This is a genomic window from Lentzea sp. NPDC051208, from assembly GCF_040682435.1.
Lineage (GTDB): Bacteria > Actinomycetota > Actinomycetes > Mycobacteriales > Pseudonocardiaceae > Lentzea > Lentzea kristufekii.
Genome location: NZ_JBFBAW010000040.1, coordinates 1 through 25,402, shown reverse-complemented (window position 1 = coordinate 25,402; position 25,402 = coordinate 1). Strand labels below are relative to the sequence as shown.

Genomic DNA, 25,402 nt, shown 5'->3' with positions numbered 1-25,402 from the left:
GACTTGCGGTTCTCCTGGTTGCCAATGGAAAGCTAGCGCTGGGCTAGAAGTCAGTTCGTGGTGACGGTGACGTCGACGAACACGTCGCCGTCACGGATGTCGACGGCGTAGACGTCGACCGGTTCGCTGGCGGGTGGCGACGAGGGCGCGCCGGTCTCCAGGTCGAAGCACGACCCGTGCAACCAGCACTCGATCCCCTTGCGGGAGACCTCGCCCTCGCTCAGCGACACCGCGGCGTGCGAGCACAGATCCGCGAGGGCGTGCACCCGCTCGCCGCTGCGCACCAGGACGACGTCGACGTCGTCGACACTGGCGGCGAACGGCTTGCGGTCGTCCAGTTCGGACAGTGCACACACCTTGATCACGTGCCGACCGCCTCGAGCTCTGCCTCGATGGCGGCCTCGAGGCGCTCGCGCACCTCGGGGACGTGGATCTTCGCGATCAGCTCCTGGAAGAAGCCGCGCACGACGAGACGCCGTGCCTGGTCCTCCGGGATGCCGCGCGCCTGCAGGTAGAACAGCTGCTCGTCGTCGAACCGGCCGGTGGCGCTGGCGTGGCCCGCACCCTCGATCTCGCCGGTCTCGATCTCCAGGTTCGGCACCGAGTCGGCGCGCGCGCCGTCGGTCAGGATCAGGTTCCGGTTCAGCTCGAACGTCTCGGTGCCCTCGGCAGCGGCACGGATGAGCACGTCGCCGATCCACACCGCGTGCGCGCCCGCGCCCTGCAACGCGCCCTTGTAGACGACGTTGCTGCGGCAGTTGGGCTGCCCGTGGTCGATGAACGGCCGGTGCTCCTGGTGCTGGCCCGCGTCCGCGAAGTACAGACCGAACAGCTCCGCGTCACCACCGCGACCCGCGTACTGCACGACCGGCGTCACGCGCACGACGTCGCCGCCGAGCGTGACCACGGTGTGCTTGATGGTCGCGTCGCGGCCGAGCTTCACGTGGTGCTGCGAGACGTGCACGGCGTCGTCGGCCCAGTCGTGGATGGTGATCACCGTGAGGTGAGCGCCGTCCGCGACGAGGAACTCGACGTTGTCCGCGTACGCGCCGGAACCGCGGAAGTCCAGGATCACGGTGCCCTCGGCGAACTGCGAGGCCTTGATCTGGATGTGGCCGTAGGCAACGGTTCCGGTGCCCGCGCCGGTCACCGTGACGGTGGTCGGCTCGGTCTTCGCGTCGCCGGGCAGCGTCACGATCGTGGCCTGCTCGAACGAGGAGTAGGCCTGCGCCGCGACGCGGTCGCCGGGAACGCCGGCCTTGCCGAGGCGGTCGTCGTCACGACCGACCGTCTCGACGGTGACACCGGAGGCGGCGTTCACCTCGACGGCAGCGGTACCCGTTGCCGCAGCGCCGGAGTGCAGACCGGCAAGACGCTTGAGAGGCGTGAAGCGCCAGATCTCCTCACGGCCGCCCGGTACCTCGAACGCGTTCACGTCGTAGGACGTGAAGTGCTCCGCGCGCGAGGAGACGGGAACGACGGCTCCGTGGGAGTGAGGTTTCGTAGACAGGGCGGCCATGTCAGCCGACGGCCCCTTCCATCTGCAGTTCGATCAGGCGGTTCAGCTCGAGGGCGTACTCCATGGGGAGCTCGCGCGCGATGGGCTCGACGAACCCGCGCACGATCATCGCCATGGCCTCGTCCTCGTTGAGGCCGCGCGACATCAGGTAGAACAGCTGGTCCTCGGAGACCTTCGAGACCGTGGCCTCGTGACCCATCTGCACGTCGTCCTCGCGGACGTCGACGTACGGGTAGGTGTCCGAGCGGCTGATGGTGTCGACCAGCAGCGCGTCGCACTTCACCGTGGACTTCGAGTGGTGCGCCCGCTTGTTGACCTGGACCAGGCCGCGGTACGACGTGCGGCCACCGCCACGCGCCACCGACTTCGACACGATGGTCGAGGAGGTGTGCGGGGCCATGTGGACCATCTTGGCGCCGGCGTCCTGGTGCTGGCCCTCGCCCGCGAACGCGATCGAGAGGACCTCGCCCTTGGCGTGCTCGCCCATCAGCCAGACCGCCGGGTACTTCATGGTCACCTTGGAGCCGATGTTGCCGTCGACCCACTCCATGGTCGCGCCCTCTTCGGCCTTGGCGCGCTTGGTGACCAGGTTGTAGACGTTGTTCGACCAGTTCTGGATCGTCGTGTAGCGGCAGCGGCCGCCCTTCTTCACGATGATCTCGACCACGGCCGAGTGCAGCGAGTCCGAGGAGTAGATCGGCGCGGTGCAACCCTCGACGTAGTGCACGTAGGCACCCTCGTCGACGATGATCAGCGTGCGCTCGAACTGACCCATGTTCTCGGTGTTGATCCGGAAGTAGGCCTGCAGCGGGATGTCCACGTGCACGCCCTTCGGCACGTAGATGAACGAGCCACCGGACCACGTCGCGGCGTTGAGCGCCGAGAACTTGTTGTCACCCGCGGGGATGACGGAGCCGAAGTACTCCCGGAAGAGCTCCGGCTGCTCCTTCAGAGCGGTGTCGGTGTCGAGGAAGAGGACACCCTGCTGCTCCAGGTCCTCGCGGATCTGGTGGTAGACGACCTCGGACTCGTACTGGGCGGCGACACCGGCGACGAGGCGCTGCTTCTCGGCCTCCGGGATGCCCAGGCGGTCGTAGGTGTTCTTGATCTCCTCGGGCAGGTCCTCCCAGGAGGTGGCCTGCTTCTCGGTCGATCGCACGAAGTACTTGATCGAGTCGAAGTCGATCCCAGAGAGGTCAGCGCCCCAGCTCGGCATCGGCTTGAGGTCGAAGAGCTTGAGCGCCTTCAACCGGTACTCGAGCATCCACTCGGGCTCGCTCTTCTTCGCCGAGATGTCGCGGACGACATCCTCGCTGAGGCCTCGGCGTGCGCTCGCGCCGGCAGTGTCCGAGTCGGCCCAGCCGAACTCGTAGTTGCCGAGAGACGCAATGGTCTCTTCCTGCGTGAGCGGAGACTGCACCGTGGTGGGCGTGCGCTGCTCGGCAGCGGTAGTCATGCGGGCTCCCCTCCATCATCTGGGATCCGTGGAACGTTCGGGATGTGCGTCGTGCACACGGCGTGGCCGCGGGCGATCGTCGCGAGGCGCTGCACGTGGGTACCGAGGAGGTTCGCGAACGTCTCCGTCTCGGTCTCGCACAGCTGGGGGAACTCGGCGGCAACGTGGGCGACTGGGCAGTGGTGCTGGCACAACTGCTCACCCACCCCGACGTTTCGCGCCGACGCAGCGTAGCCCTCCCTGGTCAGCGCGGTCGCAAGGGCCTTCGCCCGTTCGGCGGGCGTGACCTGGGCCACGATCGCTGAACGGTGCCGGTCCACGAGCGCGTCGACACGGCTCTGCGCGAAGGCGCGCACAGCCTCTTCCCCACCCGTCTGGGCGAGGAACCTGACCGCGGCGACCGCGAGGTCGTCGTAGGCGTGGCCGAACCGGGCTCGTCCGGCGTCGGTCAGCAGGAAGAACTTCGCGGGACGGCCACGACCGCGTTGGGTCTGCCGAGGTGCGTCCCTGGTCGTCGCCTCACCGTCCGCGAGCAGCGCGTCGATGTGACGACGCACGGCCGTGGGGCTGATGCCCAGTTCCTCGGCGATGCTCGCCGCGGTGACCGGGCCCTGCTCCAGAAGGAGCCTGGCGACAGCACGCCGAGTCTTGCCGTCGTGCTGCGGCACGGCGTCAAGGTGGCTCTCGGCGTTTTTCACAACACCAGTGTTGCGTATTTAGCCGGAGGTCGCAAAGATCGCGGTCACAGGGTGACCTGACTCACGGCTGAACGTGGCTCGATACCCTGCCCACATGTCCACGAACGGCGGAGCTATCACTCCGGAGAGCGACCTCTTGAACGGTCGGGAGCGTCGCCAGCTGGACATCGTCCGCCGCTGGGGCACCATCGGCGCGTTGCTGCTGACCGTCGGATCCCTCGGTGGCGGCGCCGCGCCCATCTACTCGCCGCTCTACGGCGTGCCCGTTCTCGGGCTTTTCTCGAGGATGCCCAGTGTCGCGATGGGGGTCGTCTGGACCGGCATCTTCATGATCGTGTCGGCCTGGCTGGCGCTGGGCCGGTTCGTGAAGCCCGGCCGGCCGCGGCTGATCTCGCGCGGCCAGATGGACCGCACGCTGCTGATGTGGACCGTTCCGCTGGTCTTCTGCGTGCCGATGTTCTCCCGCGACGTGTACTCCTACCTGGCGCAGAGCGAGATCGCGGCGCGCGGGCTCGACCCGTACGAGCTGGGGCCGGCGAACGCGCTGGGCGTCGACCACGTGCTCACGCGCGGTGTGCCGAACATCTGGCGGGAGACGCCGGCGCCGTACGGGCCGCTGTTCCTCGCGTTCGGCCGGTTGACCGCGATGCTGACCGGCGACCACGTGGTGTCCGGTGTGTTCGTGCACCGGCTGCTCGTGCTGGTCGGACTGGGGATGATCGTGTGGGCGCTGCCCCGGCTCGCGGCCCGGTTCGGGGTGCCGCCGGTCGGCGCCCTGTGGCTGGGTGCGCTGAACCCGCTGGTGCTGTTCCACATCGTCATCGGCGTGCACAACGACGGCCTGGCGCTCGGTCTGATGCTGGTCGGCCTGGAGCTCGCGATGCGCGGGCTGGAACCGTTGAAGTGGACCTGGATCACGCTGGGCGCCGGGGTCATCGTGTGCGGGGCGATGGTGAAGATCCCCGCGATGGCCGCGCTCGGGTTCCTCGGTGTGCTGGTGGCGCGCAAGCTCGGCGGACAGCTCAAGCACCTGGCCGCCGTCGCCGGGATCATGGCCGTCATAGCCGCGGCCGGGGTGGTGGTGATCTGCCTCGGCACCGGGTTCGGCTTCGGCTGGGTCGAGACGCTGAACGTCGCGTCGACCGTGAAGTCGTGGATGTCGCCGCCGACCGCGCTCGGGTTCCTGGGCGCCGGCACCGGCATCCTGCTCGGCCTCGGCAACCACACCGAGGCGATGATCTCGCTGACCCGGCTGCTCGGGCAGGCCGTCTCCGTGGTGATCACGGTCGGGCTGCTGTGGCGCAGCTTCAAGGGCCGGATCAAGGCGATGAACGGCCTGGGCGCGGCGCTCGGCGCGATCCTGGTGCTCGGGCCGGTGCTGCAGCCCTGGTACGTGCTGTGGGCGGCGATCCCGCTGGCCACCGCCGTGGTCGGGCCGAAGTTCCGGATGTTCGCCATGGTGACGTCGGCGATCATCGCGATCATCCTGCCGCCGACCGGGTCCGCGTTCGACGGGCGTGCCTACACCGTGCCGCAGGCGGTCGCGGGTGCCGTGATCACGTTCGCGATCTGCGTGCTGATCGCGCGCAAGCGGGTCGGGCCGTTCCTGAGGTCCGACCCCGCCGGGGGCGGGCAGGTCTGACGTCCACCCGGCGGTAACCCCGAACCTCCGGCGAACGAGAGACCAGCAGGGGAAGATCGTCGCCGGAGGGGGTGACGTGGCATGTCCGAGCAACCCGTGTCGCGGGAAGAGGTCCGGTTCGCCGTCGTGCTCAACGGTGGCGTGAGCCTCGCCGTCTGGATGGGCGGCGTCGTGCTGGAGCTCGACCGCCTGACCAGGCCCGGATCGGTGTACCAGCCACTGCTGGACCTGGTCGGCTGCACGGCGAGAGCCGACGTCATCGCGGGCACGTCCGCGGGCGGCATCAACGGCGCCGCACTGGCGTTGTCGCAGGTCAACAAGCAGGCCGACCTGACGAGGCTGCGTGACCTCTGGGCCGAGCAGGGCCGGATGGAACAGCTGCTGCGCACGCCGTTCCGCGGCCAGCCGGGATCGCTGCTCAAGGGCGACGAGTTCTTCCTGCCCCGGCTGCAGGAGGCGCTGGCGCGGCTCACCACGGACTTCGAGCCGACCGAGCCCGACGCACGCCCGATCGACCTGCGGATCACCACCACGCTGCTCGGCGGCGTTCCGACGGTGACCTACGACGACCTGGGCCAGCCGCTGACCCAGTCGGTGCACCAGGGCTCGTTCTCGTTCCGCCGCGACCCCTACAACTGGGTCAGCGAGGAGACCAGGGACGACTTCGCGGCCGCGACGCTCGACGACCGCGTGCTGCAGCTCGCGCTGGCCGCGCGGTCGAGCGCCAGCTTCCCGTTCGCGTTCGAGCCGAGCTTCATCCCGGTCGGCGGCCAGGCCACGCCGGACCGCCCGGACATGGCCGACGTCGCCAGCTGGGCCGGCGGCGGCGACCGCAGCAGGTTCGCGGTCGACGGCGGTGTTCTCGTGAACACGCCGACGAAGGAGGCACTCGAAGCCATCGACCGGATGCCCGCGGACGGGCCGGTGCGGCGGGTCATGCTGCTGGTCTTCCCGCACGCCGAGCCACTGGGTTCCGAGCCGATGGCCGACACCTTCGACAAGGGACCGACGACGGTCGGGTCCGGCGGCAGGCTGCTGGGCGCGATGTCCAGCCAGGCGGGCCGGACCTACGTCGAGAAGATCGAGGAGCACAACCGGCGTGCCGCCGGCAGCAGGGGCAGCCGGATGGCGTTGCTGGAGCGGCTGCACGCGGGCGGCGAGGACGTCGTCGGCGAGGTGTACTCGCTGGCGGACAAGCTCTTCGGCCACTACGAGGACGTCGAGATCCGGCTCGCGGCACGGCAGGTGACGGCGCAGCAGTTCGCGCTGGCAGGGGGAAATCCGGCGAACTGGTCGTTCGAACGGGCGCGCCGGGCCGCCGAGACCGCGCAGCGCAAGTGGAAGGAGCTGCACGGCGTCCTGCCGTACGTGCCGGGCGTGCGGCTGCCGGGTGTGGTGTGCCGCGAGGACGTGGGCTGGGAGTGGGGCATCACGATGGCCGAGCGCCTCGGGGCGTCGGTGCTCGACCTGCTCAAGCGGATCGTGTGGGTGGTGCCGGAGGCGCAGGCCGGCGAGGTCACCGCGGCCCGCCGCGAACTGCACCGGGTCCGCGCGGAACTGCGCAGGCTGCGCGAGGAGCTGTTCGACTGGAAGCCGTCCGACTCGCTCGGCGAGACCTACTGGACCGGCCGGCTCGCGAGCTACCACGAGCACATGATCGACGGGCCTCTCGGCCTGGAGGTCAGGGCGCAGGTGGCGGAGATCGGCCGGATCGCCGGCGCGGCGCAGCAGGTGATCACCGCGCTCGACGAGCACCGGCTGAAGCTCGGCGGGCTCGTCTGCTGGTACGCGCTGCTCGACGCCCCGGTGGTGGCGGCCGAGGCCGGGCTCGGCGACGGCGAGCGGTGGCTGAGCCGCCTGCTGGCGCTGGAGATCGCCGGCACGTGCCTGTCCGACGACGCCTCGGCCGGGATGGACACGCCGGTCGAGCTGGTGCAGGTGTCGCTGCAGACGCGCAACGCGTTCGCGAAGCAGTCGATCACGGCCGACGACAAGGCGGGCGGTGCCTCGCTGTCGCGGTTCTCCGGGTTCCTCAAGCGGTCGTGGCGGGTGAACGACTGGATCTGGGGCCGGCTGGACGGCGCGACGATGCTGTGCCGGGTGCTGTTCGACCCGCGGCGGTTGCGGCGCATGGACCTGCTGGGCCGGCCGGCGGGCGACCGGCGCACCGCGGACGAACGCGCGCAGGCCGTCGTCGACCAGGTCGTCACGGCGATGTTCGGCCTGGAGCTGCCGATGCAGGTCGCCGTGTGCGCCGAGGAGGCCAGGAAGGAGCTCGCCGGCATCTACGAGACCGAGAACGAGCTGTCGCCGTCGTCGATGAAGCTCGCCGAACTCGCCGCGTGGGGCCTGCACTGGCGGATCATCTGCGAGGAGCTCCCCCGGCTGCGGGCCGCGATCATCGCCGACCGCGGTGACGGCGCGGACAAGCGTTCGCGGGGCGAGCTGTTCCTGGAGGAGCACGCGGACCTGTTGCGGCGCCTGGAGTATCCGCAGGAGCACACGGTCACGCTGGGCATGTCGGCGCTGACCGCCTTCGACCGCGCGGGCATCGGCCGGGAGCCGCTGACCCAGGAGGCGGCGTCGGACCAGATGATCCGCACGGCCGCGACCGCCGCGGCGGTCGCGGTCACGGTCGCCGACTCCGAACGGTCCGGGCTCGCCGCGGTCAGGCCCGTGACGCGGGTGCTGCGGGGTGCCGCGCTGCTCCCCTACTGGACGATCACCGGCCTGACCCGCGGCGGCAGGCTCGCGCAGTTCCTGGGCCTGCTGGGGCTCGCGGTCGGCGGCGCGCTCGTCGTCATGGCGTTGTTCGGCATGCTGCCGCCGTGGGCCGCCGGTCCCGGCGCGGCGCTCGGTGCGGCCGGCCTGCTCGGCGCCTTCGGGTACGCGGCACTGCGCAGCGGCACGATGCTGCACGGCCTGGTGCTGCTCTCACCGGTGATCCCGTTGGCGGCCGTTGCCGTCGACCGGCTGCCCGGCGACTCGGCGGAGATCACGACCGGCACGATCACGGTGGCCGGTGTCGCGTTCGTCGTCGCGGCGCTGCTCGTCCTCGGCTCGCTGCCGTCCCCGATCCGCACCCCGCTCGCCGTGCTGGCCGACTTCCGGCCGTGGCGCATCGTCCAGCGGCGCTGGAAGCAGGCGGCGGTGGCGCTGGTGGTGGCCGGGATGGTCTGGTCGGTGTGGCAGTTCGAGCTGCACACCAAGCCGTGGCTGGTGATCCCCGCTTCGATCCTCTGTGGAGCGTTCGGCGTCCGCATGGCGTTGTCGGGTGGCAAGTCGTTGCAGCGCTGGCGCCGCGTCGAGGGCGTGTGGGGCACGGAACGCGCCGAGCCTCCCGCCGCCGCGACCGCCGGGTGGGCCGTGGTCTACGGCATCGGCTACCTCGTGATCGCCGACGTGCTGCTGGTCATCGGGCCGCGCGGCTGGGGCTGGCAGGCGGTGATCGGCACGGCGCTGGCGTTCGGCCTGACGCTGCTGCTGATCACGCCCTGGTACGTGCCCCGCATCGAACGCCGCCGGCTGCGCGAGCAGCTCGTCGACGAGGCCGTTCCGGCGATCTACCCGCCCGGCTGCGACGTCGCGGCGACGTTGCGCGAACGGCTGGAGGGCCACGCGTCGCTGTACCGGTTCCTCATCCAGGGCGAGGGTGAGCACCCCTCGGAGCTCACGCTCTCCCCGGCCGGGCTGGCCGTGGCACAGCGGATCGAGGCGAAGCTCAAATGAGGGCCGACGCGACGCGCAACATCCAGGCGGTGTTGCGCGCGGCGGCACGGATGTTCGCGACGGACCCCCTCGCGCGGATCGCCGACGTCGCCGAAGCGGCGGGCGTGGACAAGCGGACCGTCTACCGGCGCTTCGACTCGCGCGAGGACCTGCTGCTGGCGGTCTACCGCGCCCGGCTCGACGAGCTGGAGTCGTTGATCGAGGCGACCTTCGCCGACGACCGGCCGATCCGCGACGCGCTGCTCGCGTTCGCCGAGGGCGGCATCCGGCTCAGCCGCGACTGGCCCGTCGACATCCGCGCCGTCGCCGACCCGGCGATCCGCGAGCGGCGTGAGGAGCTGGACGCGCGGATGGACGACTTCCTGCGCCGCGCCGAGCAGGCGGGGGTCATCGCGGCCGGGTTGCCCGCCAGGTGGTCGTTGCGGACGTTGCAGACCCAGCTGCACACGGTCGCGCAGGAGATGCCCGCGCTGCAGCCCAGGCCCGCCGCCGCGCTCGTGGTCGAGACGTTCCTGCACGGCGTCGGCGCCTGAACCTCCTGTGACGAGGGCCATGCCCGTCCCCAGCATTATCGCGCTGCCTCCAGCGTCATAAATGTCATAGAAGGTGACACTTAGAGCGGAGCGGACGATGTCGAGGACATGGCTCATCACCGGGGCGTCGCGGGGTTTCGGGCGCAGGCCGGCCGAGGCCGCCGCCGGGGGCGGGTGACCGGGTCGTCGCGACGGCGCGGCGACCGGAACAGCTCGAAGACCTGGTCGCGCGATACGGCGACCAGGGGTGCGCGCGGTCGCGCTGGACGTGACCGACGGGGACGCGGCCCGCCGGGCGGTCGACCGGGCCGTCGAGGCGTTCGGCTCGCTCGACGTGGTCGTCAACAACGCCGGCAGCGCGCCCATCGAGGAGATGTCCGAGGCCGACTTCCGCGCCCAGGTGGAGGCGAACCTGTTCGGCGTCGTGAACGTGACGCGTGCGGCGCTGCCGGTGCTGCGGCGGCAGCGGTCCGGCACCTTCCTGCAGTTCTCGTCCGTCGGCGGCCGCGCCGGTGGCACGCCGGGAATGGGCGCCTACCAGACCGCGAAGTTCGCGGTGGAGGGCTTCTCCGAGGTCCTGCCGAACGAGGTGGCGCCCTTCGGCGTGCGGGTCGTGATCGTCCCGCGCGGCGAAGGTGATCCTCGACGTCGTCGCGTCGGACGAGCCGCCGCGCCGCCTCGTGCTGGGTGCCGCCGCGGTCGAGACGGTGCTGGCGGCGGAGGCCCGGCGCAGCGCCGAGACTCAGAAGTGGGCCGCGGTCAGCGCGTCCGCCGACTTCCCCGCCGGGGAGCAGTGACGTGCCGCACGACCAGATCGCCGGTCCGGCCGCGTGATGCGACCGGACCGGCGATCTCCCCCGACTCCCCTGAGCGGTCAGGCCGCCAGTGCGATGACCGGCACCGTCCGGCCCATCGCCCGCGCGTACAGCGCCTCGAAGCGCTCCAGCGTCGTGGCCAGCGCGTGGTGCGAGATGATCTCGCTGCTGGCCGCGCCCATCCGCGCCCGCATCGGCGCGTCGTGCACGAGCGTGTGCAGGCGCTGGGCCAGCTGGTTCACGTCACCCGGCTCGAACAGCCAGCCGTTGCGGCCGCTGTGCACGAGGTGCGGCAGCGCCATGGCGTTCGCGGCGATCACCGGCTTGCCCGCGGCCATCGCCTCCATCGTGGCGAGGCTCTGCAGTTCCGCGACACCGGGCATGACGAACAGGTCGCAGCGGGCGTAGGCGTCGAGCAGGTCGTCCTCGGAGACGAAGCCGTGGAAGCGCACGCGGTCGGTGATCTCCAGGTCGCGGGCCAGGAGTTCCCACTCCGCCCTGCAGGTGCCGTCGCCGACGATCTCGCCGAACGCGCCGGGCACGCGGGCCAGGGCGCGCAGGAACTCGTCGACGCGCTTCTCCTCGTCCAGCCGGCCCACGAACAACGCGGTCGGGCGGTCGTTGTGCGTCACGGAACGCTGGTAGCGGGCGATGTCGATGCCGCACGACACGGGCACCGCGGCCGCCGGGAAACCGCTGTCGTGCAACAGCTGCACGGCGCGCGGGGTCGGCGCGGTCACCACGTCGGCGCGGCCGAAGACGCGGGCCAGGTCGCGGTAGGCGAACTTGCGGGCCATGCCCTGCAGGAACGCCGGCACGTGGGCGTGGCTGAACAGGTTCTCCGGCATGAAGTGGTTCGTGGCGAGCGTCGGGATGCCCTGGGCGACGGCGGAGTTCAGGACGAACCGGCCCACCACGAAGTGCGCCTGCACGTGCACGACGTCGGGCTTGAGCGACTTGACCAGCGCGTCGGCTTCCTTGGAGGCCTGCCACGGCAGGCAGAAGCGGAAGTCCGGGTAGAACGGCAGCCGGTGCGACCGGAGCCGGTGGACCGTGACACCGGGGATCTCCGTGGCCTTGGGCGAGTCCGGGGCGATGACGTGGACGTCGTGACCCTTCTCGGCGAGGCCGACCGCCAGGCGCTGCGCGAATCGCGCGGCACCGTTGACGTCCGGCGGGAACGTGTCGGCGGCGATGACGACGCGAAGCGCACTGGAGGTGTTCACGAGAAGCTCCGTTCGGATGTTTTCACGAGGTTGACGAGCAAGTGCGAACACGCCGCAAACGGCGGCGAGAGCGCAGGCGAACAGCGCGACACCGGTCATGGGAGACAGATGCGCGGCTTCGCCGAGCAGGAACGCGCCGAGGCCGACGGCGACCAGCGGGTCCACCACGGTCAGGCAGGCGACGGCGAGATGAGGGGGTCCGCCGGCGTAGGCGTGCTGGACCAGCCAGCCTCCGACGGCGAGGGAGAGGGCGATGCCGAGCACCGACGCGAGGTGCGAGAGCCCGAAACCGCCTTGTTGCACGGACTGGGAGACAGCACGCATCAACACCGACACGTAGGCGTATGCGACGCCACCGGCTGATGCGAATGCCACAGCGCGAACGCGTGCGTTCGACGTAAGGGCGGCGATCACGCCCGGCACCGCGATCAGGCCGAGAGTCACGAGTCCGGCGGTGAGTTCGATGTCCGGCACGACCCTGGTCGCGGTCGCACTGCCCGAGGCGAGCAACACGAACGCTCCCACGCCCACGGTCGTGAGCAGGATCGCCGGCAACTCACGGAAACGGCGGTCCATCAACGCGGTCATGCCGATCGCGAGCACACCGATCGGCTGCACGACCGTCAACGGCGCCATGCCCAGCGCGGCGGCGTGCACCCCGGCACCGGCGACGAGCAACGCCAGCCCGCCGAGCCACCGGGGCTGCCGCAGAACGCTGGCACGGGCTCCCGTCGAGGCGATCGCGTCGTGCTGCAGGCGGGCCGCGAGGGCGAAGCACACGGCACCGAACACGGCGAGGGTGATGGCGATCATGGTCATGAGGTGCGCCTCACCTGTAGTGCCGCGATGGCGAAAAGGAGTCCGTAAAGCGATGCGAACAAAACGCGTTCCGTGAGTCCGCGCGCCTCGAAACCGGCGAAGGAAACGTGGCTGACCAGAAAAGCCGCGCTGGAGACACTCGCCGTTATTGCGACACCGAGCAGGGCCGGAAATTTGCGGGCGATGAGCACACCGGCCGCGGGCAACGCCATGAACATGACCGCGCCGGCGTACCGGTGGATGTAGCCCGACATGGACGTCGGCGCCCCCGTCGGATCGGTCGGGAAGATCGTCGACACGGTCAGCCCTGCCGACCAGATGCCGATCAGCCACTGCGCTGACCTGCCTACACCGCGCAGGTTGACGGCGAGCAACGCCGACACTGCCGCGAGGCTGAGAGACGTCGCCGCGAGCCAGCCCGTGCCGTTGTCCACGAACACGTAGTCGCTGATCACGTCCGTCACCGGGTTGAGCTGCCCTGCCGACATCACATGCAGGTAGAAAACCGGAACCAGTGAGAACACCAGTCCCCAGACCACCGGTCCCCGTCTTTTCTCCCCCGCTTGGATCACGGGAAAAGTCTCTTGCCAATGCGTTGATCAACCAATGGGGAACTCCCCCGAGCGGACCCTGAGGTGTCCCTGAGTCGCCGGGGTAGGGCTAGCCCCACCTTTTTCAGCTCCGCTTCTCCGAATGGGCCGAATGACCCAGGTGCGTGAGGGCCGTCCCGACCGCCTAGGCTGCGTGCTCGTGAGCCCGAATCCCCAGCCTGCGGTGGAAGTGTCGGGGCTGGTCAAGAGATACGGCTCGAAGACCGCCGTCGACGGCCTCGATCTCGTTCAGCAGCCCGGCACCGTTCTCGCCCTGCTCGGGCCCAACGGCGCGGGCAAGACGACGACCGTCGAGATCTGCGAGGGCTTCCGCTCCGCCGACGACGGCTCGGTGCGCGTGCTGGGCCTCCCGGCCGGTGCCGAGGCGCTGCGGCCCCGCATCGGCGTGATGCCGCAGGGCGGTGGCGGATATCCCGGCATCCGCGCCGAGGAGATGCTGAACCTGGTGGCCGCGTGCGCGAAGAACCCGCACGACCCGAAGTGGCTGATCGACGTCCTCGGGCTCGGTGGCGCGGTGCGCACCCCGTACAAGAGGCTCTCCGGCGGTCAGCAGCAGCGGCTGTCGCTCGCGTGCGCGTTGATCGGCCGTCCCGAGCTCGTGTTCCTGGACGAGCCGACCGCGGGCATGGACCCGCAGGCACGCCGTCTGGTGTGGGACCTGGTGGCCGCTCTCAAGGACGACGGCGTGAGCGTGCTCCTGACGACGCACCTCATGGACGAGGCCGAGTCGCTGGCCGACGACGTCGTGATCATCGACGAGGGCCGCGTGGTCGCGCAGGGCTCGCCCGCCGAACTGACCGCGAACCGGCCGGACGACCAGCAGCTGAGGTTCCGCGCCCGGCCCGGTCTCGACACCACGTTGCTGTCCGCCGCACTGCCCGAGGCGCTGTTGGTGCGCGAGGTGACGAGGGGCGCGTACGTCGTGGAGGGTCTGATCGACCCGCAGGTCGTCTCGACCGTCACGTCGTGGTGCGCTCAGCAGGGCGTGCTGGCCGAGGAGCTGACGGTGGCCAAGCGCAGCCTCGAAGACGTTTTCCTGGAGCTGACCGGCAGGGAGCTGCGCTCGTGACCACCTTCGCTCCCGGCACCTTCACGCCCTCGCCCGGCCGCGGGTCGCTGCCTCGCATGCTGTTCGTGCACGCGCGCACCGAGGCGATGCTGACGTTGCGCAACGGCGAGCAGATCCTGCTGACCGTGCTCATCCCGCTGGCGTTGCTGGTGGCGTTGTCGCTGATGTCGGTGATCCCGATGCCGGAGCCGCGGGTCGGGTCCGCCACCGCGCGGATCTTCGCGCTGGCGATCATCTCGTCCGCTTTCACCGGGCAGGCCATCGCGCTGGGCTTCGACCGGCGTTACGGCGTGATGAAGCGGCTTTCGGCCTCGGCGCTGCCCCGCTGGCTGCTGGTGGCCGGACGGGTCTGCGGCGCGCTTGTCGTGGTCGCGCTCCAGATCGCGTTGCTGGCGGTCACGGCGTTGGTCCTGGGCTGGCGCTTCCCGTTGAGCGGCCTGCCGTGGGTGGTGCTGCTGATCGTCCTGGGCACGCTGACGTTCGGCGCGCTGGGCGTGCTGCTGGGCGGCTCGCTGCGGGCCGACGTTGTGCTGGCCCTGGCGAACATCATCTGGTTCGTGCTGCTGATGGTCGGCGGTGTGGCGCTGTCGGTGCCGGTCGGGTTCGTGCACCTGCTGCCGTCGGCCGCTCTGGCCCAGGCGCTGGAAACCTCTGTGGTGCACGGCACGGCGCCGGGTGTGGGCCCGGTCGCAGTGCTCGTGGCCTGGGGTGTTGTCGCGGGGGCGTTGGCCACCCGGACGACTCGCTTGACCTGACTGGACCTACCATCAAGGCGTGTCGAAGCTGACCGCCTTCCTCGTGTCCTGGCAGCGCGCTTTCGCGATTGCCGTCGTCATCGCGCAGGCCGGAATCGCGGTCACCGGGTCGATCGTCCGCGTGACCGGCTCCGGGCTCGGCTGCCCGACGTGGCCCGAGTGCGTCGACGGCAGCGTCGTCCCGGTGGAGCACCCAGAGGTCGCGGCCCTGCACCAGTGGGTCGAGTTCGGCAACCGCACCCTGACCGGTGTCGTCGGCATCATCGCGGGCCTGTGCGTGCTGGCGGCGTGGTTCCACCTGCCGCGACGCAGGCGGGTGCTCGTGCTCTCGCTCGTCCAGCTCGTCGGTGTGGCCGTGCAGGCGGTCGTCGGCGGCATCACGGTGCTGACGGGCCTGGCCTGGTACACCGTGTCGATCCACTTCATGATCTCGATGGGCCTGGTGTGGATGGCCGTGCTCCTCGTGAGCTCGCTGTCCGAGGGCGACGGCCCGGTCCGGCTGAAGGTGCCGGCGCCGTTGATGAGGCTCCAGGTCGTCATGGCCGTCGTGCTGGGCGCTCTGCTGCTCGCCGGCACCTGGGTGACGGCCGCCGGGCCGCACGCCGGTGACGCGTCGACGCCGCGCCTGGGTGTCGAGGTGGAGACGCTCGCACAGATCCACGCGGATCTGCTGTTCCTGTTCCTGGGTCTGCTGATCGCGGTCGGGTTCTTCACCCGCACCCGCTCCTACTGGACGCTCGTCGGCGTCGTGCTCGCTCAGGGCGCCCTGGGCATGGTCCAGTACTGGACCGGTGTGCCCGAGGTGCTCGTGTCGATCCACGTGCTCGGTGCCGGTGCGGTCGTCGTTGCCACGGCGGCACTGTGGACGTCGTCGCGTGAACGCACGCACGAGGTCGAGCTGCCCGCTTCGGACGATCAGGCGCTCAGCAAGGCCTGAGCCTCACGCTGGTCGTTGTGACCGGCCCAGTTCGCGGGCGTGGCCTCGAAGTTCACGTCGGTGATGGTCCGGTCGGCGCCCGCGTCGAGCAGGATCCGGATGACCGGCAGGTGGCCGCGTTCGGCCGCGAGGTGCAGCGCCGTCACGCCTTCGCCGTGCATCGGGCCGCCGAAAGTCGTGCGCTGGTTGGGATTCGCACCCAGGTCGAGCAACGTGCGCGTGGCGTTCTCCAGCCCGCACCAGGCCGCCCACGCGAGCGCCGTGCCGCGGTAGACGTCCGCGTCGATTCTGGCCCCGCGCTTGAGCAGGTCTCCCAGGATTTCGGTGCGGTCGTTGCGGGCGGCCCACGACAACGCCTCGTCGAGCACCTCCTGCGGGTCGTTCGTCGGCCACCAGCGCGGAAAACCGCTGTGCGGGCGGTAGTAGCCGCGCCTCGCCTCCGGCTCGGCCGCGAGGTCCAGGTCGCCCAGGCCGGCCGCCGTGCGCAGGTTCGGCGGGTGGACTCCGTGCTGCGCCAGCAGTTCGGCGGTCTCCCTGTTGCCCCAGAACAACGCGACGGTCAGCGGGGTACCGCCCTCGCCGCGGGCGTCCAAGTCGGTGCGGGCGCCCTTGCCCAGCAGCAACCTGGCCATGCCGGGAAGATCCGCGTAGGCCGCCTGGTGCAGCGCCGTCCAGCCGTGCACGTTCTGGTGGTCGATGTCCGCGCCGGCGCCCAGCAACACCTCGACCAGGCGTTCGTCGCACTTCGCCGTCGCGAGGCCGAGCAGGTCGTTCCCGTTGGTGCCACTGGCCTTCACGAGCCACGGGTCGCGCGTGATGATCGCCTTGAGCTCACCGGCGTCCTGCATCTCGATGGCCTGGTAGGCGCGGGCGAACGGCCGCGGCTTGCGGATGTTGGCCTTGAGCGCCTTCCAGTCCTCGCAGCCGTGGGCCCTGGCCAGCACCATGTGCGCGCCCTCGTCCGTCAGCGGCACGTCGTCGAAGACTTCCAGCGCACCCGGCACGCCGTCCCACGCGGAGGCGAGCAGACCCCGGGCCCGCTCCTCGTAGTACTCGACGTCATCGCGAAACGGGTGCCACATGGCACCACGCTACTTCGGTGCGGCGGGCCTGCGCTCCCACAAAGCGGGCAGTTCCTCTGAGAGCCAACCGTAGATGTGGTCGACGGTCCGCAACCGCATCGAACGCTCCGGGTCGCCGCTGAGCAGGCGCATGCCGTCCTCGGTCAGCGTCTGGACGCTGGCGATCGCGTTGAGCTTGCGCTGGATGAAGTCCGTCCAGGCCTTCTCGTTGATCCGGTACTCGGCCGCCTGCCGCCCGCGCCGGGTCCGCTTGGTCACCAGGCCGACGTTGACCAGGTACTTCAGGTTCGTGCTGATCGACCCGCTGCTGGCCTCCAGTTCCTGCGAGAGCTCGGCCGCGGTGCGCTCGACCGGCTGGCACACCAGCAGGTAGCCGAGGATGCGGCCGCCGATCAGCGGAATGCCCTCCTCGGCGAAGTGGGCCGCGAACCGCTCGATCCAGGCCGACAGTCGGGTCTCGCGTCCGACGCTCATCTCAGTGATCCCTTTCGGTCGACACTGAAACTATCGTAGCGATCTTGTCAACGGTATGTGCAATCAGGCGGTTGCGGTGTGCGTCGGGAAGTGCAACCATCGGTTGCACATCACCTCTGACATCGACAGGGACGTACCCGATGGACACGACCGCACTGCGCAGCGCCTACGAGAAGTTCTTCGACGGGGCTGCGGCACCCGACCTCGGTGAGGCCGCGGACGGAGGCTGGAACGCCGACCAGGTGCTGGCCCACGTTCTCAGCGTCGACGCGGCGACCGCCGCCGTCGCGCTCGGCGTCGCGTCCGGCGCACGCCCCACCTTCGACAACCGGATCTGCCTCGACCGCTGGAACCTCGAGCGGATCATCGCCGAGCACTCCGGTCGAGCCAGCCTGATCAGCCACGTCCGCGACCAGGCGGCCGTGCTCTGCGACATCGCCGATCAGCTCTGCGAGCAGGCCGCCGCGGTGCTGGTGCCGTCGTTCCTCATGTCCAACGACGAGGTCGTGCTGGATCAGCCGGTCGCGCTCGCCGATCTGGTCAACGGTCTCGCCGGGAACCACGTGCCCGTGCACACGCGGCAGTTGGCCGACCTGCGGGCCTAGGCCTCGCTCAGCGACGAGGCTTGTGGAGATCGGCTGGATCGAAGGTGACGGAGATCGTGCCCGCGACGAGCACGGGCTGCTGATTGCCCGGTGTCAGCGTCACGACGTCCGAATACACGTCACCGTTCAGCCGGTGGCAGTAGATGACGGGACCATCCGCGACGTCGAGCTCGACCCGCCAGTACGCGGGCACGCCGGCCGCGGCGAGAGCGGCGGGCTTCTCCAGCCGGTCGCTCTTCTTGGTGGACGGGCTGACGATCTCGACCACCAGTGCGACGTTCGCGACTTCGACGGACACGGTCTCGACACGCTCAGTCGTCACCACCACGTCGGGGATGTAGCCGAAGTGCTGACCAACCCTGACACCGATGGCAGTCAGCGCCTCCATGCCCTCCGAGGCGACGGCGTCGTCGAGGATTCGTGCCAGCCTGTCGCCGACTCGCTGGTGTTTGGCCGCGGGCGCGGCGTTCACGACGAACCGCCCGTCGACCAGCTCGATGCGACGGCCCTCTTGGGGGTCAAGACTCTCCCAGTCGTCCAGCGTGTAGCCGTCCAGACGCCGCGCGGTGGTCACTGCCTCACCCCTTGACTGGCTCTCTGACTCCGGTCGACCCACAGTTTCAGTGTGGCACGTGCGTCCGCCATCGCCACAGCAACGACGAACCACGAGAACCGACGCTAAAAGGCAGAAGCCTTCCAACGCCAGTTGCTCAGGCCGATCAACCAGAACGTGTGAGCGCTTGGAGAAGCTCCAAGTCAGCAGACGGGCGCGAGCGGAGTGGTCTCGTCCGGCCCGGCACGCCGGCGCCACCGGTCCAGCTTCGCGTGCTCGGTCAGCGAGATCAGCGTCTCCCGCACGGAAAGCCGCACGCGCGGGTCGCAGTTCAGCACGGGAACGTCGGGCGAGATGCCCATCCCGCGGATGATGGCCTTCACGTCCGACCGGACCGAGGAGTGCACGTTGTTCAGAGCGAGCACGTAGGGAATGCGGTGGTCCTCGAAGTACCGCATCGCGTCCACGGAGTCCGCGGGGCGCATCACGTCGAACAGCACCACGGCACCGACGGCGCCGCGCACCACGTCGCCCCAGCCCGCGCGCGGGTCCTGCCACTGCGGCGCCACGAAGAGGTGCAGCGCGAGGCCCGGATCGAGCCACACGCGGCCGAACTGGATGCGCACCAGCTCTGTCACGGCACCCGCGCGTTCCGGCGGGAGTGCGTTCATCGTCAGGAGATCGTTCTCCACGATGGACCTGATGAAGGTGCTCTTGCCCACGCCGAAGCCACCGGCGACGACGATCTTGGCCGAGGTCAGCTCCCGACCGGGCGGCCCGGGAGGGCCGAATTCGGGAAATCTAGAGCCGACGTAGTCCACTAAGCACTCTCTCCATCAACCCGAGGTCTGGCGTGTCACCGCCTGCGGAAGCGGTCTGGTGCACGTCCACCAGCCCTCGTTCCGCCATGTCGCCGAGCAGCACCTTCACGACTCCCAGCGGGAGGCGCATCAGTGCGGCCACCTCCGCGACGGATCGCGGGGAGTGGCACAGCTCGACAACGCGTTGGTGCTCAGCCTGCAAGATACCTGCAGACTGCCGACTCTGATCATTGGCGGAGACAAGTGTCTCGATCTCGAGGTCGATGTTCGACCGAGTGCGCCCACCCGTCCAGGCATATGCACGAACGATCGAGGCGTCGTGAGCCTCCTGGACGGAGGGCTCGAACACCCGGACTTCTTCTTGCGGTACAACGGGAGTCGCTTCCCGCACGGGCACCTGGTCCGGCGTGGGCGCCCGTTTCCGGCCCGAATTGAGGGAGAACCCGTTCATCAGGTCGGCGAACGTCTGCTCGGCGGGCGTTTCGGCCCGCTTTCGCCGTCGGTGCGCGTCTGGGGAGGAGCTCATGGATCACCTCACGCTGTGCAGCTGCGCTCGCAGTTCGGGGGTGAGGATCTGGCCCACCTGGTCGACGACCACGGTCATCTCGTAGGCGACCTGGCCGACGTCGCTGTCGGGGGCGGCGAGCACCGCCAGACAAGAGCCGTCGCGAATGGACATGAGAAGCATGATCCCGTAGTCCATCTCGATCACGGTGCGCAACACTCCGCCACCTTCGAAGCATCGCGAGGCGGCCGCGGTGAGGGCCGTGACTCCCGACGCGATGGCGGACAACTGGTCCGCGCGGTCCGGCGGCAGACCCGTCGACTTGGTGAGCAGCAGGCCGTCCACCGAGATCACGATCGCGTGGGCGACACCGGCCACGCGATCGGTGAAGTTCGTGATCAACCAGCCGAACTGGTCGACCTGGCGCGACTGAGGCGTGCTCATGCCTTCTCCCCGTTGTACTGGCCGTTCCCCTGGCCGCTTCTGTTCCCGTTGCCGCCGAGCGGCGCCTGGCGCAGGCCCGTCTGGTAGCTGGCGAGAAAGCCTCGCGCTCGTTCCGGATCGCGCTTCTGGCTCACAGCGGGACGCGCGTTGTTCTCGGAATGTTCCACGAGGTCGGGGAGCAGGTTCTTGCGCGGCGCCCGTTTCGGCAACCCGGCATCGGTCTCCCCCGCGTCCGTGACGGGGTCTCCGGCCTGTTCCCAGACCGTCCCCCCGGGCTTCTTGCCGAACCAGGATGCCACTACCGACGGTGACGACGCGGGTGAGGGTCCGGGATGGGATCGTGCCGGCGAATGATCGCCGTTGACCGGTTCGCCCGAGATCGCGCCCCTGAACCACGAGGACGTCGTCTCGTTCGGCGATTCGTGCGGCACACCGTTGTGCTGTGCCGACGCGGGTCGCGGCGCGCGCTGGGGCAGCGACTCGTCGATCGCGGCGCCGCGGAACGACGACCACTCGGCGGACTCGCGCGGGCTGTCGATGGCCGGCGCGGGTGCGGGTGGCGGCGCCAGGTTCGGCGTCTTCACGACGACGTGCGGCTGCCTGGGGAGGACGGCCTTCGGCTGGGGCAGCGCGGCGTGCCTCGGCTGCGACGGCGCCGGGGCCTCCTCGTGGGAGCGCACGAGCTCCGCGGGCACGAGCACGAAGGCGCGCAGGCCCTCGCGGCCCTCTCCCGCGCCGCGCAGCCGGACGGTGATGCCGTGGCGGCCCGCGAGCCTGCCGACGACGAACAGGCCCATCTGGCGCGAGACGGGCACGTCCTCCTCGGTGCCGGTCGAGAGCCGCTCGTTGGCCTCGGTGAGCTCGGCCGGGCCCATGCCGATGCCCTGGTCGGCGACCTCGACGAGCACGGCGCCCTGCTGGTCGACCCGCGAGCCGATCACGACCTGGGTCGTGGGCGCGGAGAACGCGGTGGCGTTGTCCAGCAGCTCCGCGACGAGACGCACGAGGTCGCTGGCCGCGTAGCCGACGATCTCGACCGACGGCGTCGACTTCACGACGACCCGCTGGTAGTGCTCGATCTCCGACGCGGCGGCGCGCAGCACGTCCGCGAGCGGGACGGGTTGGTGGAACCGGCGGGCGACGTCGCTGCCGGACAGCACCATCAGGTTCTCGTTGTTGCGCCGCATGCGCGTGGCGAGGTGGTCGAGCTTGAACAGGTTCGCGAGCTGCTCGGGGTTCTCCTCGTGGCGCTCGAGCTCCTCCATGAGCTTGAGCTGGCGCTCGACGAGGCCCTGCGAGCGGCGCGACAGGTTGACGAAGATGTTCCTCATCCCCGACCGCAGCGACGACTGCTCGACCGCGCCCCGGATGGCCTGCTCGTGCACGGCGTCGAACGCGCGGGCCAGCTGGCCGAACTCCTCGCTGGTGTGCACGGGCACCGGTTCGATCTCGGTGTCGGGCTTGCGGTCGGCGCGGATGGCGGCGACGACCTCGGGGAGGTGGTGGTGCGCCACGTCGAGGGCGGAGCGGCGCAGCTCGGACAGCGAGCGCAGCAGGTAGCGGCCGATGACGAAGCCGAGCGTGCCGGCGATGAGCAGCATCGCGAGCAGGATGACCGCGGCGGCACCCGCCTTGTTGGACGTGTCGTCCTGCAGGGCGCCGGCGGTGTTCGCGAGCTCGTCCTGCAGTTCGCGGACGACCTGTTCCATCAGGCGCGCGGTGGTGCCGGACGACTTGTTCCAGTCGTCGACGGCGATGCCGAACTCCTGCGGCGGCTTGGGCTGGCCGGGGCGCGTCGGGGGCGGCGGGGTGCCCTCCGGCTGGGTGAGCGCGCGTTCCACCAGCGCGGAGCGGTTCGCGACGGCGGCACCGGTCACGGTCTGGTCGTAGACGCGGCGCTGTTCGGTGGTGCCGATGGCCTGGAAGTCGTTCAGGCGGTCCTGCAGGCGGATGTCGGACTGCTCCAGCGCGCGGACCTCGGGGCCGAGGAGCTTGCCGCGGCCGATCCCGGCCAGCACGAACGCGTGCTGCAGCGAGACCTGCTCCTGCGCGATGACCATGTTGTGCAGCGCCATCGCGGTGCCCGAGATGGCGTTGTCGTTGAACTGGCCGACGAGCGCCTGTTCGAAGTCCAGCAGCGACTTGATGATCGCGGTGTAGCCGTAGGTGCCGCCGGACGGGTCACCGCCGTCGCCGCCCTGCGCGACCTTCTCCCGCAGGTTCTTGAGCGTCTCCAGCTGGCCGCCGACCTCGGCGAAGCGCTGGCGGGAGACGTCGCTGACGCCGTCGGTGCGGTCGATCCGGCGGCGCACCGTCGAGGCGGCGTTGTCGGTGGCGCTGATCTGGTTCTGGTAGGCGCCGACGCCGGAACCGCTGGTCGCGCTCTGCGCGGCGAGCGTGCGCTCCTGCTGGATGCTGGAGATCAAAGGCGCGAGATCTGCCCTCAGCCGCACCAGGCCCTGCATCTGCACGTAGTTGTCGGACCGGTCGACGTAACCGGAGATCTGCAGTGTGCCCGCGCCGACGGCCACCGCCACGGGGACGAGCAGCACGACGCCGAGCTTGACGGGCAGGCGCCAGTTGCGCCAGTCGCTGATCTTTCTCCACTCGACATTCACGAAATGATCCCCAAGGCGCGTTCGAAGTGCCCCACTTTCGGCTACCTCCTGGCCTGGTGAATCCCCGCGAGTCGATGTCCCCCGCAGCTCGATATCTCCATCAGCCGTATCGGGTGTGAGCGGATAGTAGGCCAGAGGGCGTGGCGCGACAACGACCTTGGGCGTGCACGATCGATCACTGAGGGTGACACTGGACCTTTTGGGGTGGTCCTGCGGGTTCCGGGGATTGACTCAACGCCACGCGTCGTTACGCTTGCGCCTCCCAACCCCGGATCGGACGCGCTGTGTGCGCGGAGCCTCGCCGGGCACTCCCCGTAACGAATGCGAGCGGTTGATGACGAAGGCGCTGCCCTCCGTGTCACGCCCGGCCACCCCCGGTTTCGCGACCTTTGACGAGCCACATCACTCATTGCTTATCGATGGTGACGGTGAGCCTGATTTCGATGCCCTCCAAACGAGTGAGGATTTCCTCGTCCTGAAGCGGCGGGTGAAGCGCTTTATTCTCCCGGCGACGCTGCTGTTCCTCGCTTGGTACGTGACGTTCGTATTGCTTTCGGCATACGCCGCCGACTTCATGAGCACCCCGCTGTTCGGAACGGTGAACGTCGGCTTGACGATGGGATTCCTCCAGATCGTGACGACGGTCATCATCACAATGGCGTACTCGCGTTACTCCAAGCGGAAGCTCGACCCCCAGGTCGACAAGGTGCGCGCGCTCGTGGAAACCGATGAGGAGCTCGCGTGACCGGGGCGAACACCGCGATCAACCTGTCCGTCTTCGGCATCTTCGTGCTGCTGACGCTCTACATCGTGTACCGGGCCTCGACCCGGAACGTGAGCGCGTCGGACTACTACGCGGCGGGCAGCAGTTTCACGGGCACGCAGAACGGCATCGCGCTCTCGGGCGACTTCCTGTCCGCGGCGTCGTTCCTGGGCATCTCCGGCGCGATCGCCGTGAACGGCTACGACGGCTTCATGTACTCGATCGGCTGGGTCGTCGCCTGGCTCATCGGTTTGATGCTGATCTCGGAACGGCTGCGCAACACCGGCCGTTTCACCATGGGCGACGTCATGGCGTTCCGCATGCGCCAGCGGCCCGTGCGCGCGGCCGCGGCGAACTCGACGCTGGTCATCTCGCTCTTCTACATGATCGCGCAGATGGCGGGCGCCGGCGGCCTGATGGCGTTGCTGCTGGACGTGCACAGCAAGATCGGCCAGGCCATCATCATCGCGGTCGTCGGCATCGTCATGGTGCTGTACGTGCTGGTCGGCGGCATGAAGGGCACCACGTGGGTGCAGATCATCAAGGCCGTGCTGCTGCTCCTGACCGTGTCGCTGCTGACGATCTTCCTGATCGGCAAGTTCGGGTTCGACATCTCCTCGATGCTCGACCGCGCGTCGCAGCGTTCGCCGCTGGGCGAGGCCGTGCTCTCGCCGGGGGTGAAGTACGGCGCGACGGACCTGTCGAAGATCGACTTCATCTCGCTGGCCCTGGCGCTCGTTCTCGGCACCGCGTCTCTCCCCCACGTGCTGATGCGCTTCTACACGGTGCCGAACGCCCGTGAGGCGCGGAAGTCCGTGGTGTGGGCGACGTGGATGATGGCGATCTTCTACTCGTGCACCCTGGTCATCGGCTTCGGCGCGATGGCGCTGGTCGGCACCGACAAGATCACCAACGCCCCCGGCGGCGAGAACTCGGCCGCGCCGCTGCTGGCGTTCCAGGTCGGCGGCACGGTCCTGCTCGGCGTCGTCTGCGCGGTGGCGTTCGCCACGATCCTCGCCGTGGTCGCGGGCCTGACGCTGACGGCGTCGGCCTCGTTCGCGCACGACGTCTACGCGAACGTGATCAAGCGAGGCGACGCCGACCCGCGCGACGAGGTCCGCGTCGCCCGCATCACCGCCGTGTGCGTGGGCGTGCTGGCGATCGTCGGCGGCATCGCGGCCAACGGCCAGAACGTCGCCTTCCTGGTCGCCCTGGCGTTCGCCCTGGCCGCGTCCGCGAACCTGCCGACGCTGCTGTACTCGTTGTTCTGGAAGCGTTTCAACACGCGCGGCACGCTGTGGAGCATCTACGGCGGCCTCACGTCGTGCGTGCTGCTCATCGTCTTCTCGCCCGCGATCTCCGGCTCGAAGTCGTCGGTGTTCCCGGACGCCGACTTCGCGTTCTTCCCGCTGTCGAACCCCGGCATCGTGTCGATCCCGCTGTCGTTCCTGGCCGGGTTCCTGGGCACGGTCCTCGGCGGCGAGAAGGCGGACGCGGCCAAGCAGGCGGAGATGGAGGTGCGCGGCCTGACCGGCATCGGCTCAGGCCTGCGCTAGGGCGTGTCCCGTCAGTCTCGTCCGCGATAGTCGCGGCCGAGGGCCCCGGAGACGGCACGGCCGCAAAGCCCGAATACGCCCGGTATGAGGGCATTGCGGCGGCACCGCCTCCGGGTCTCTCGACCGTGACTCTCATCGAACGGACTTACGGGACACGCCCTAGCTTGAGTTT

Annotated in this window: 23 protein-coding genes and 1 pseudogene; 11 read left to right on the top strand and 13 right to left on the bottom strand. The window is 69.6% G+C overall.

All coding sequences use genetic code 11. The annotated features are described in order from the left end of the window. Positions 1–50 precede the first annotated feature (50 nt). Genes AB0M48_RS45200 through AB0M48_RS45185 form a run of 4 tightly spaced genes read right to left on the bottom strand, consistent with a single transcriptional unit; the run spans position 51 to position 3,643 of the window. Positions 51–365: a non-heme iron oxygenase ferredoxin subunit gene (locus AB0M48_RS45200; protein WP_363855467.1), complete on the bottom strand. Its 315-nt coding sequence runs from the start codon at positions 363–365 to the stop codon at positions 51–53. Then, positions 362–1,519, bottom strand: coding sequence for a Fe-S cluster assembly protein SufD (gene sufD / locus AB0M48_RS45195; protein WP_363855464.1), 1,158 nt, complete (start codon positions 1,517–1,519; stop codon positions 362–364). The genes AB0M48_RS45200 and sufD overlap by 4 nt, the downstream gene beginning before the upstream one ends. Position 1,520: 1 nt before the next feature. Continuing rightward, positions 1,521–2,975: a Fe-S cluster assembly protein SufB gene (gene sufB, locus AB0M48_RS45190; RefSeq protein WP_363855461.1), complete on the bottom strand. Its 1,455-nt coding sequence runs from the start codon at positions 2,973–2,975 to the stop codon at positions 1,521–1,523. After that, entirely contained in the window at positions 2,972–3,643 is a 672-nt protein-coding gene (locus AB0M48_RS45185) for a metalloregulator ArsR/SmtB family transcription factor (protein ID WP_363855458.1), read from the bottom strand. Before AB0M48_RS45185 ends, sufB begins: the two co-directional genes overlap by 4 nt. Positions 3,644–3,767: 124 nt before the next feature. Between AB0M48_RS45185 and mptB the strand changes: the two genes are divergently transcribed. The 5 genes and pseudogenes from mptB to AB0M48_RS45160 all read left to right on the top strand — a co-directional run bounded on the left by mptB (position 3,768) and on the right by AB0M48_RS45160 (position 10,374). Further along, complete coding sequence (gene mptB / locus AB0M48_RS45180) at positions 3,768–5,315, top strand: polyprenol phosphomannose-dependent alpha 1,6 mannosyltransferase MptB (protein WP_363855456.1); 1,548 nt, start codon at positions 3,768–3,770, stop codon at positions 5,313–5,315. An 81-nt stretch (positions 5,316–5,396) separates the two neighbouring features. Then, a complete protein-coding gene (locus AB0M48_RS45175) occupies positions 5,397–9,044 on the top strand; it encodes a patatin-like protein (protein WP_363855453.1) in 3,648 nt (1,215 codons plus the stop codon). Beyond that, entirely contained in the window at positions 9,041–9,577 is a 537-nt protein-coding gene (locus AB0M48_RS45170) for a helix-turn-helix domain-containing protein (protein ID WP_363855450.1), read from the top strand. The genes AB0M48_RS45175 and AB0M48_RS45170 overlap by 4 nt, the downstream gene beginning before the upstream one ends. 247 nt (positions 9,578–9,824) lie before the next feature. Further along, a pseudogene (locus AB0M48_RS45165) lies at positions 9,825–10,139 on the top strand (SDR family NAD(P)-dependent oxidoreductase); the annotation flags it as partial. Between the two features lie 73 nt (positions 10,140–10,212). Further along, positions 10,213–10,374 carry a hypothetical protein gene (locus AB0M48_RS45160; RefSeq protein ID WP_363855446.1) on the top strand — a complete coding sequence of 54 codons (162 nt, stop codon included), beginning with the start codon at positions 10,213–10,215 and terminating at the stop codon, positions 10,372–10,374. A gap of 77 nt (positions 10,375–10,451) precedes the next feature. Here AB0M48_RS45160 and AB0M48_RS45155 read toward each other — a convergent pair whose 3' ends face one another. Further along, positions 10,452–12,437, bottom strand: a complete 1,986-nt coding sequence (locus tag AB0M48_RS45155) for a glycosyltransferase (protein WP_363855443.1) — start codon at positions 12,435–12,437, stop codon at positions 10,452–10,454. Further along, positions 12,434–12,976, bottom strand: a complete 543-nt coding sequence (locus tag AB0M48_RS45150; RefSeq protein WP_363855440.1) for a DUF998 domain-containing protein — start codon at positions 12,974–12,976, stop codon at positions 12,434–12,436. Before AB0M48_RS45150 ends, AB0M48_RS45155 begins: the two co-directional genes overlap by 4 nt. A gap of 211 nt (positions 12,977–13,187) precedes the next feature. Here AB0M48_RS45150 and AB0M48_RS45145 point away from each other — a divergent pair, with 211 nt between their 5' ends. From AB0M48_RS45145 to AB0M48_RS45135, 3 genes are read left to right on the top strand one after another with little or no spacing between them, the layout of a single operon-like run. After that, a complete protein-coding gene (locus AB0M48_RS45145; RefSeq protein ID WP_363855437.1) occupies positions 13,188–14,117 on the top strand; it encodes an ABC transporter ATP-binding protein in 930 nt (309 codons plus the stop codon). Positions 14,118–14,173: 56 nt separating this feature from the next. Next, entirely contained in the window at positions 14,174–14,872 is a 699-nt protein-coding gene (locus AB0M48_RS45140; protein WP_363855501.1) for an ABC transporter permease, read from the top strand. 19 nt (positions 14,873–14,891) lie between these two features. Then, on the top strand, positions 14,892–15,809 hold the full coding sequence (locus tag AB0M48_RS45135; protein ID WP_363855434.1) for a COX15/CtaA family protein: 918 nt from the start codon (positions 14,892–14,894) through the stop codon (positions 15,807–15,809). Here AB0M48_RS45135 and AB0M48_RS45130 read toward each other — a convergent pair. Further along, positions 15,788–16,891: an ankyrin repeat domain-containing protein gene (locus tag AB0M48_RS45130; RefSeq protein WP_363855431.1), complete on the bottom strand. Its 1,104-nt coding sequence runs from the start codon at positions 16,889–16,891 to the stop codon at positions 15,788–15,790. The genes AB0M48_RS45135 and AB0M48_RS45130 overlap by 22 nt on opposite strands. Before the next feature lie 9 nt (positions 16,892–16,900). Continuing rightward, positions 16,901–17,365, bottom strand: a complete 465-nt coding sequence (locus AB0M48_RS45125; protein WP_319987113.1) for a transcriptional regulator — start codon at positions 17,363–17,365, stop codon at positions 16,901–16,903. Between the two features lie 140 nt (positions 17,366–17,505). Here AB0M48_RS45125 and AB0M48_RS45120 point away from each other — a divergent pair, with 140 nt between their 5' ends. After that, positions 17,506–17,970: a hypothetical protein gene (locus tag AB0M48_RS45120; protein WP_363855427.1), complete on the top strand. Its 465-nt coding sequence runs from the start codon at positions 17,506–17,508 to the stop codon at positions 17,968–17,970. Positions 17,971–17,977: 7 nt separating this feature from the next. Here the strand turns inward: AB0M48_RS45120 and AB0M48_RS45115 are convergent, their stop codons facing one another. The 5 genes from AB0M48_RS45115 to AB0M48_RS45095 form a co-directional block, all read right to left on the bottom strand. Beyond that, a complete protein-coding gene (locus AB0M48_RS45115; RefSeq protein WP_363855424.1) occupies positions 17,978–18,544 on the bottom strand; it encodes a Uma2 family endonuclease in 567 nt (188 codons plus the stop codon). A 182-nt stretch (positions 18,545–18,726) separates the two neighbouring features. Then, positions 18,727–19,344 carry an ATP-binding protein gene (locus AB0M48_RS45110; protein ID WP_363855421.1) on the bottom strand — a complete coding sequence of 206 codons (618 nt, stop codon included), beginning with the start codon at positions 19,342–19,344 and terminating at the stop codon, positions 18,727–18,729. Continuing rightward, complete coding sequence (locus tag AB0M48_RS45105) at positions 19,325–19,795, bottom strand: DUF742 domain-containing protein (RefSeq protein WP_363855418.1); 471 nt, start codon at positions 19,793–19,795, stop codon at positions 19,325–19,327. Before AB0M48_RS45105 ends, AB0M48_RS45110 begins: the two co-directional genes overlap by 20 nt. Positions 19,796–19,873: 78 nt before the next feature. Continuing rightward, entirely contained in the window at positions 19,874–20,293 is a 420-nt protein-coding gene (locus tag AB0M48_RS45100; protein WP_363855415.1) for a roadblock/LC7 domain-containing protein, read from the bottom strand. Beyond that, positions 20,290–22,911, bottom strand: a complete 2,622-nt coding sequence (locus tag AB0M48_RS45095) for a nitrate- and nitrite sensing domain-containing protein (RefSeq protein WP_363855412.1) — start codon at positions 22,909–22,911, stop codon at positions 20,290–20,292. Before AB0M48_RS45095 ends, AB0M48_RS45100 begins: the two co-directional genes overlap by 4 nt. 334 nt (positions 22,912–23,245) lie before the next feature. Between AB0M48_RS45095 and AB0M48_RS45090 the strand changes: the two genes are divergently transcribed. Both AB0M48_RS45090 and AB0M48_RS45085 read left to right on the top strand, forming a co-directional pair. Then, complete coding sequence (locus tag AB0M48_RS45090) at positions 23,246–23,656, top strand: DUF485 domain-containing protein (RefSeq protein ID WP_363855409.1); 411 nt, start codon at positions 23,246–23,248, stop codon at positions 23,654–23,656. Further along, a complete protein-coding gene (locus tag AB0M48_RS45085) occupies positions 23,653–25,230 on the top strand; it encodes a cation acetate symporter (RefSeq protein ID WP_363855406.1) in 1,578 nt (525 codons plus the stop codon). Before AB0M48_RS45090 ends, AB0M48_RS45085 begins: the two co-directional genes overlap by 4 nt. The last annotated feature ends 172 nt before the right edge of the window (positions 25,231–25,402 follow it).

What these genes read in the sequence shown, in the direction of transcription:
- sufB (WP_363855461.1), bottom strand. Translation starts at nt 2,975, where the DNA reads ATGACTACCGCTGCCGAGCAGCGCACGCCCACCACGGTGCAGTCTCCG.
- AB0M48_RS45090 (WP_363855409.1), top strand. Translation starts at nt 23,246, where the DNA reads ATGACGAAGGCGCTGCCCTCCGTGTCACGCCCGGCCACCCCCGGTTTC.
- AB0M48_RS45175 (WP_363855453.1), top strand. Translation starts at nt 5,397, where the DNA reads ATGTCCGAGCAACCCGTGTCGCGGGAAGAGGTCCGGTTCGCCGTCGTG.
- sufD (WP_363855464.1), bottom strand. Translation starts at nt 1,519, where the DNA reads ATGGCCGCCCTGTCTACGAAACCTCACTCCCACGGAGCCGTCGTTCCC.
- AB0M48_RS45155 (WP_363855443.1), bottom strand. Translation starts at nt 12,437, where the DNA reads ATGACCATGATCGCCATCACCCTCGCCGTGTTCGGTGCCGTGTGCTTC.
- AB0M48_RS45120 (WP_363855427.1), top strand. Translation starts at nt 17,506, where the DNA reads ATGGACACGACCGCACTGCGCAGCGCCTACGAGAAGTTCTTCGACGGG.
- AB0M48_RS45130 (WP_363855431.1), bottom strand. Translation starts at nt 16,891, where the DNA reads ATGTGGCACCCGTTTCGCGATGACGTCGAGTACTACGAGGAGCGGGCC.
- AB0M48_RS45170 (WP_363855450.1), top strand. Translation starts at nt 9,041, where the DNA reads ATGAGGGCCGACGCGACGCGCAACATCCAGGCGGTGTTGCGCGCGGCG.
- AB0M48_RS45100 (WP_363855415.1), bottom strand. Translation starts at nt 20,293, where the DNA reads ATGAGCACGCCTCAGTCGCGCCAGGTCGACCAGTTCGGCTGGTTGATC.
- AB0M48_RS45105 (WP_363855418.1), bottom strand. Translation starts at nt 19,795, where the DNA reads ATGAACGGGTTCTCCCTCAATTCGGGCCGGAAACGGGCGCCCACGCCG.
- AB0M48_RS45140 (WP_363855501.1), top strand. Translation starts at nt 14,174, where the DNA reads ATGCTGTTCGTGCACGCGCGCACCGAGGCGATGCTGACGTTGCGCAAC.
- AB0M48_RS45125 (WP_319987113.1), bottom strand. Translation starts at nt 17,365, where the DNA reads ATGAGCGTCGGACGCGAGACCCGACTGTCGGCCTGGATCGAGCGGTTC.
- mptB (WP_363855456.1), top strand. Translation starts at nt 3,768, where the DNA reads ATGTCCACGAACGGCGGAGCTATCACTCCGGAGAGCGACCTCTTGAAC.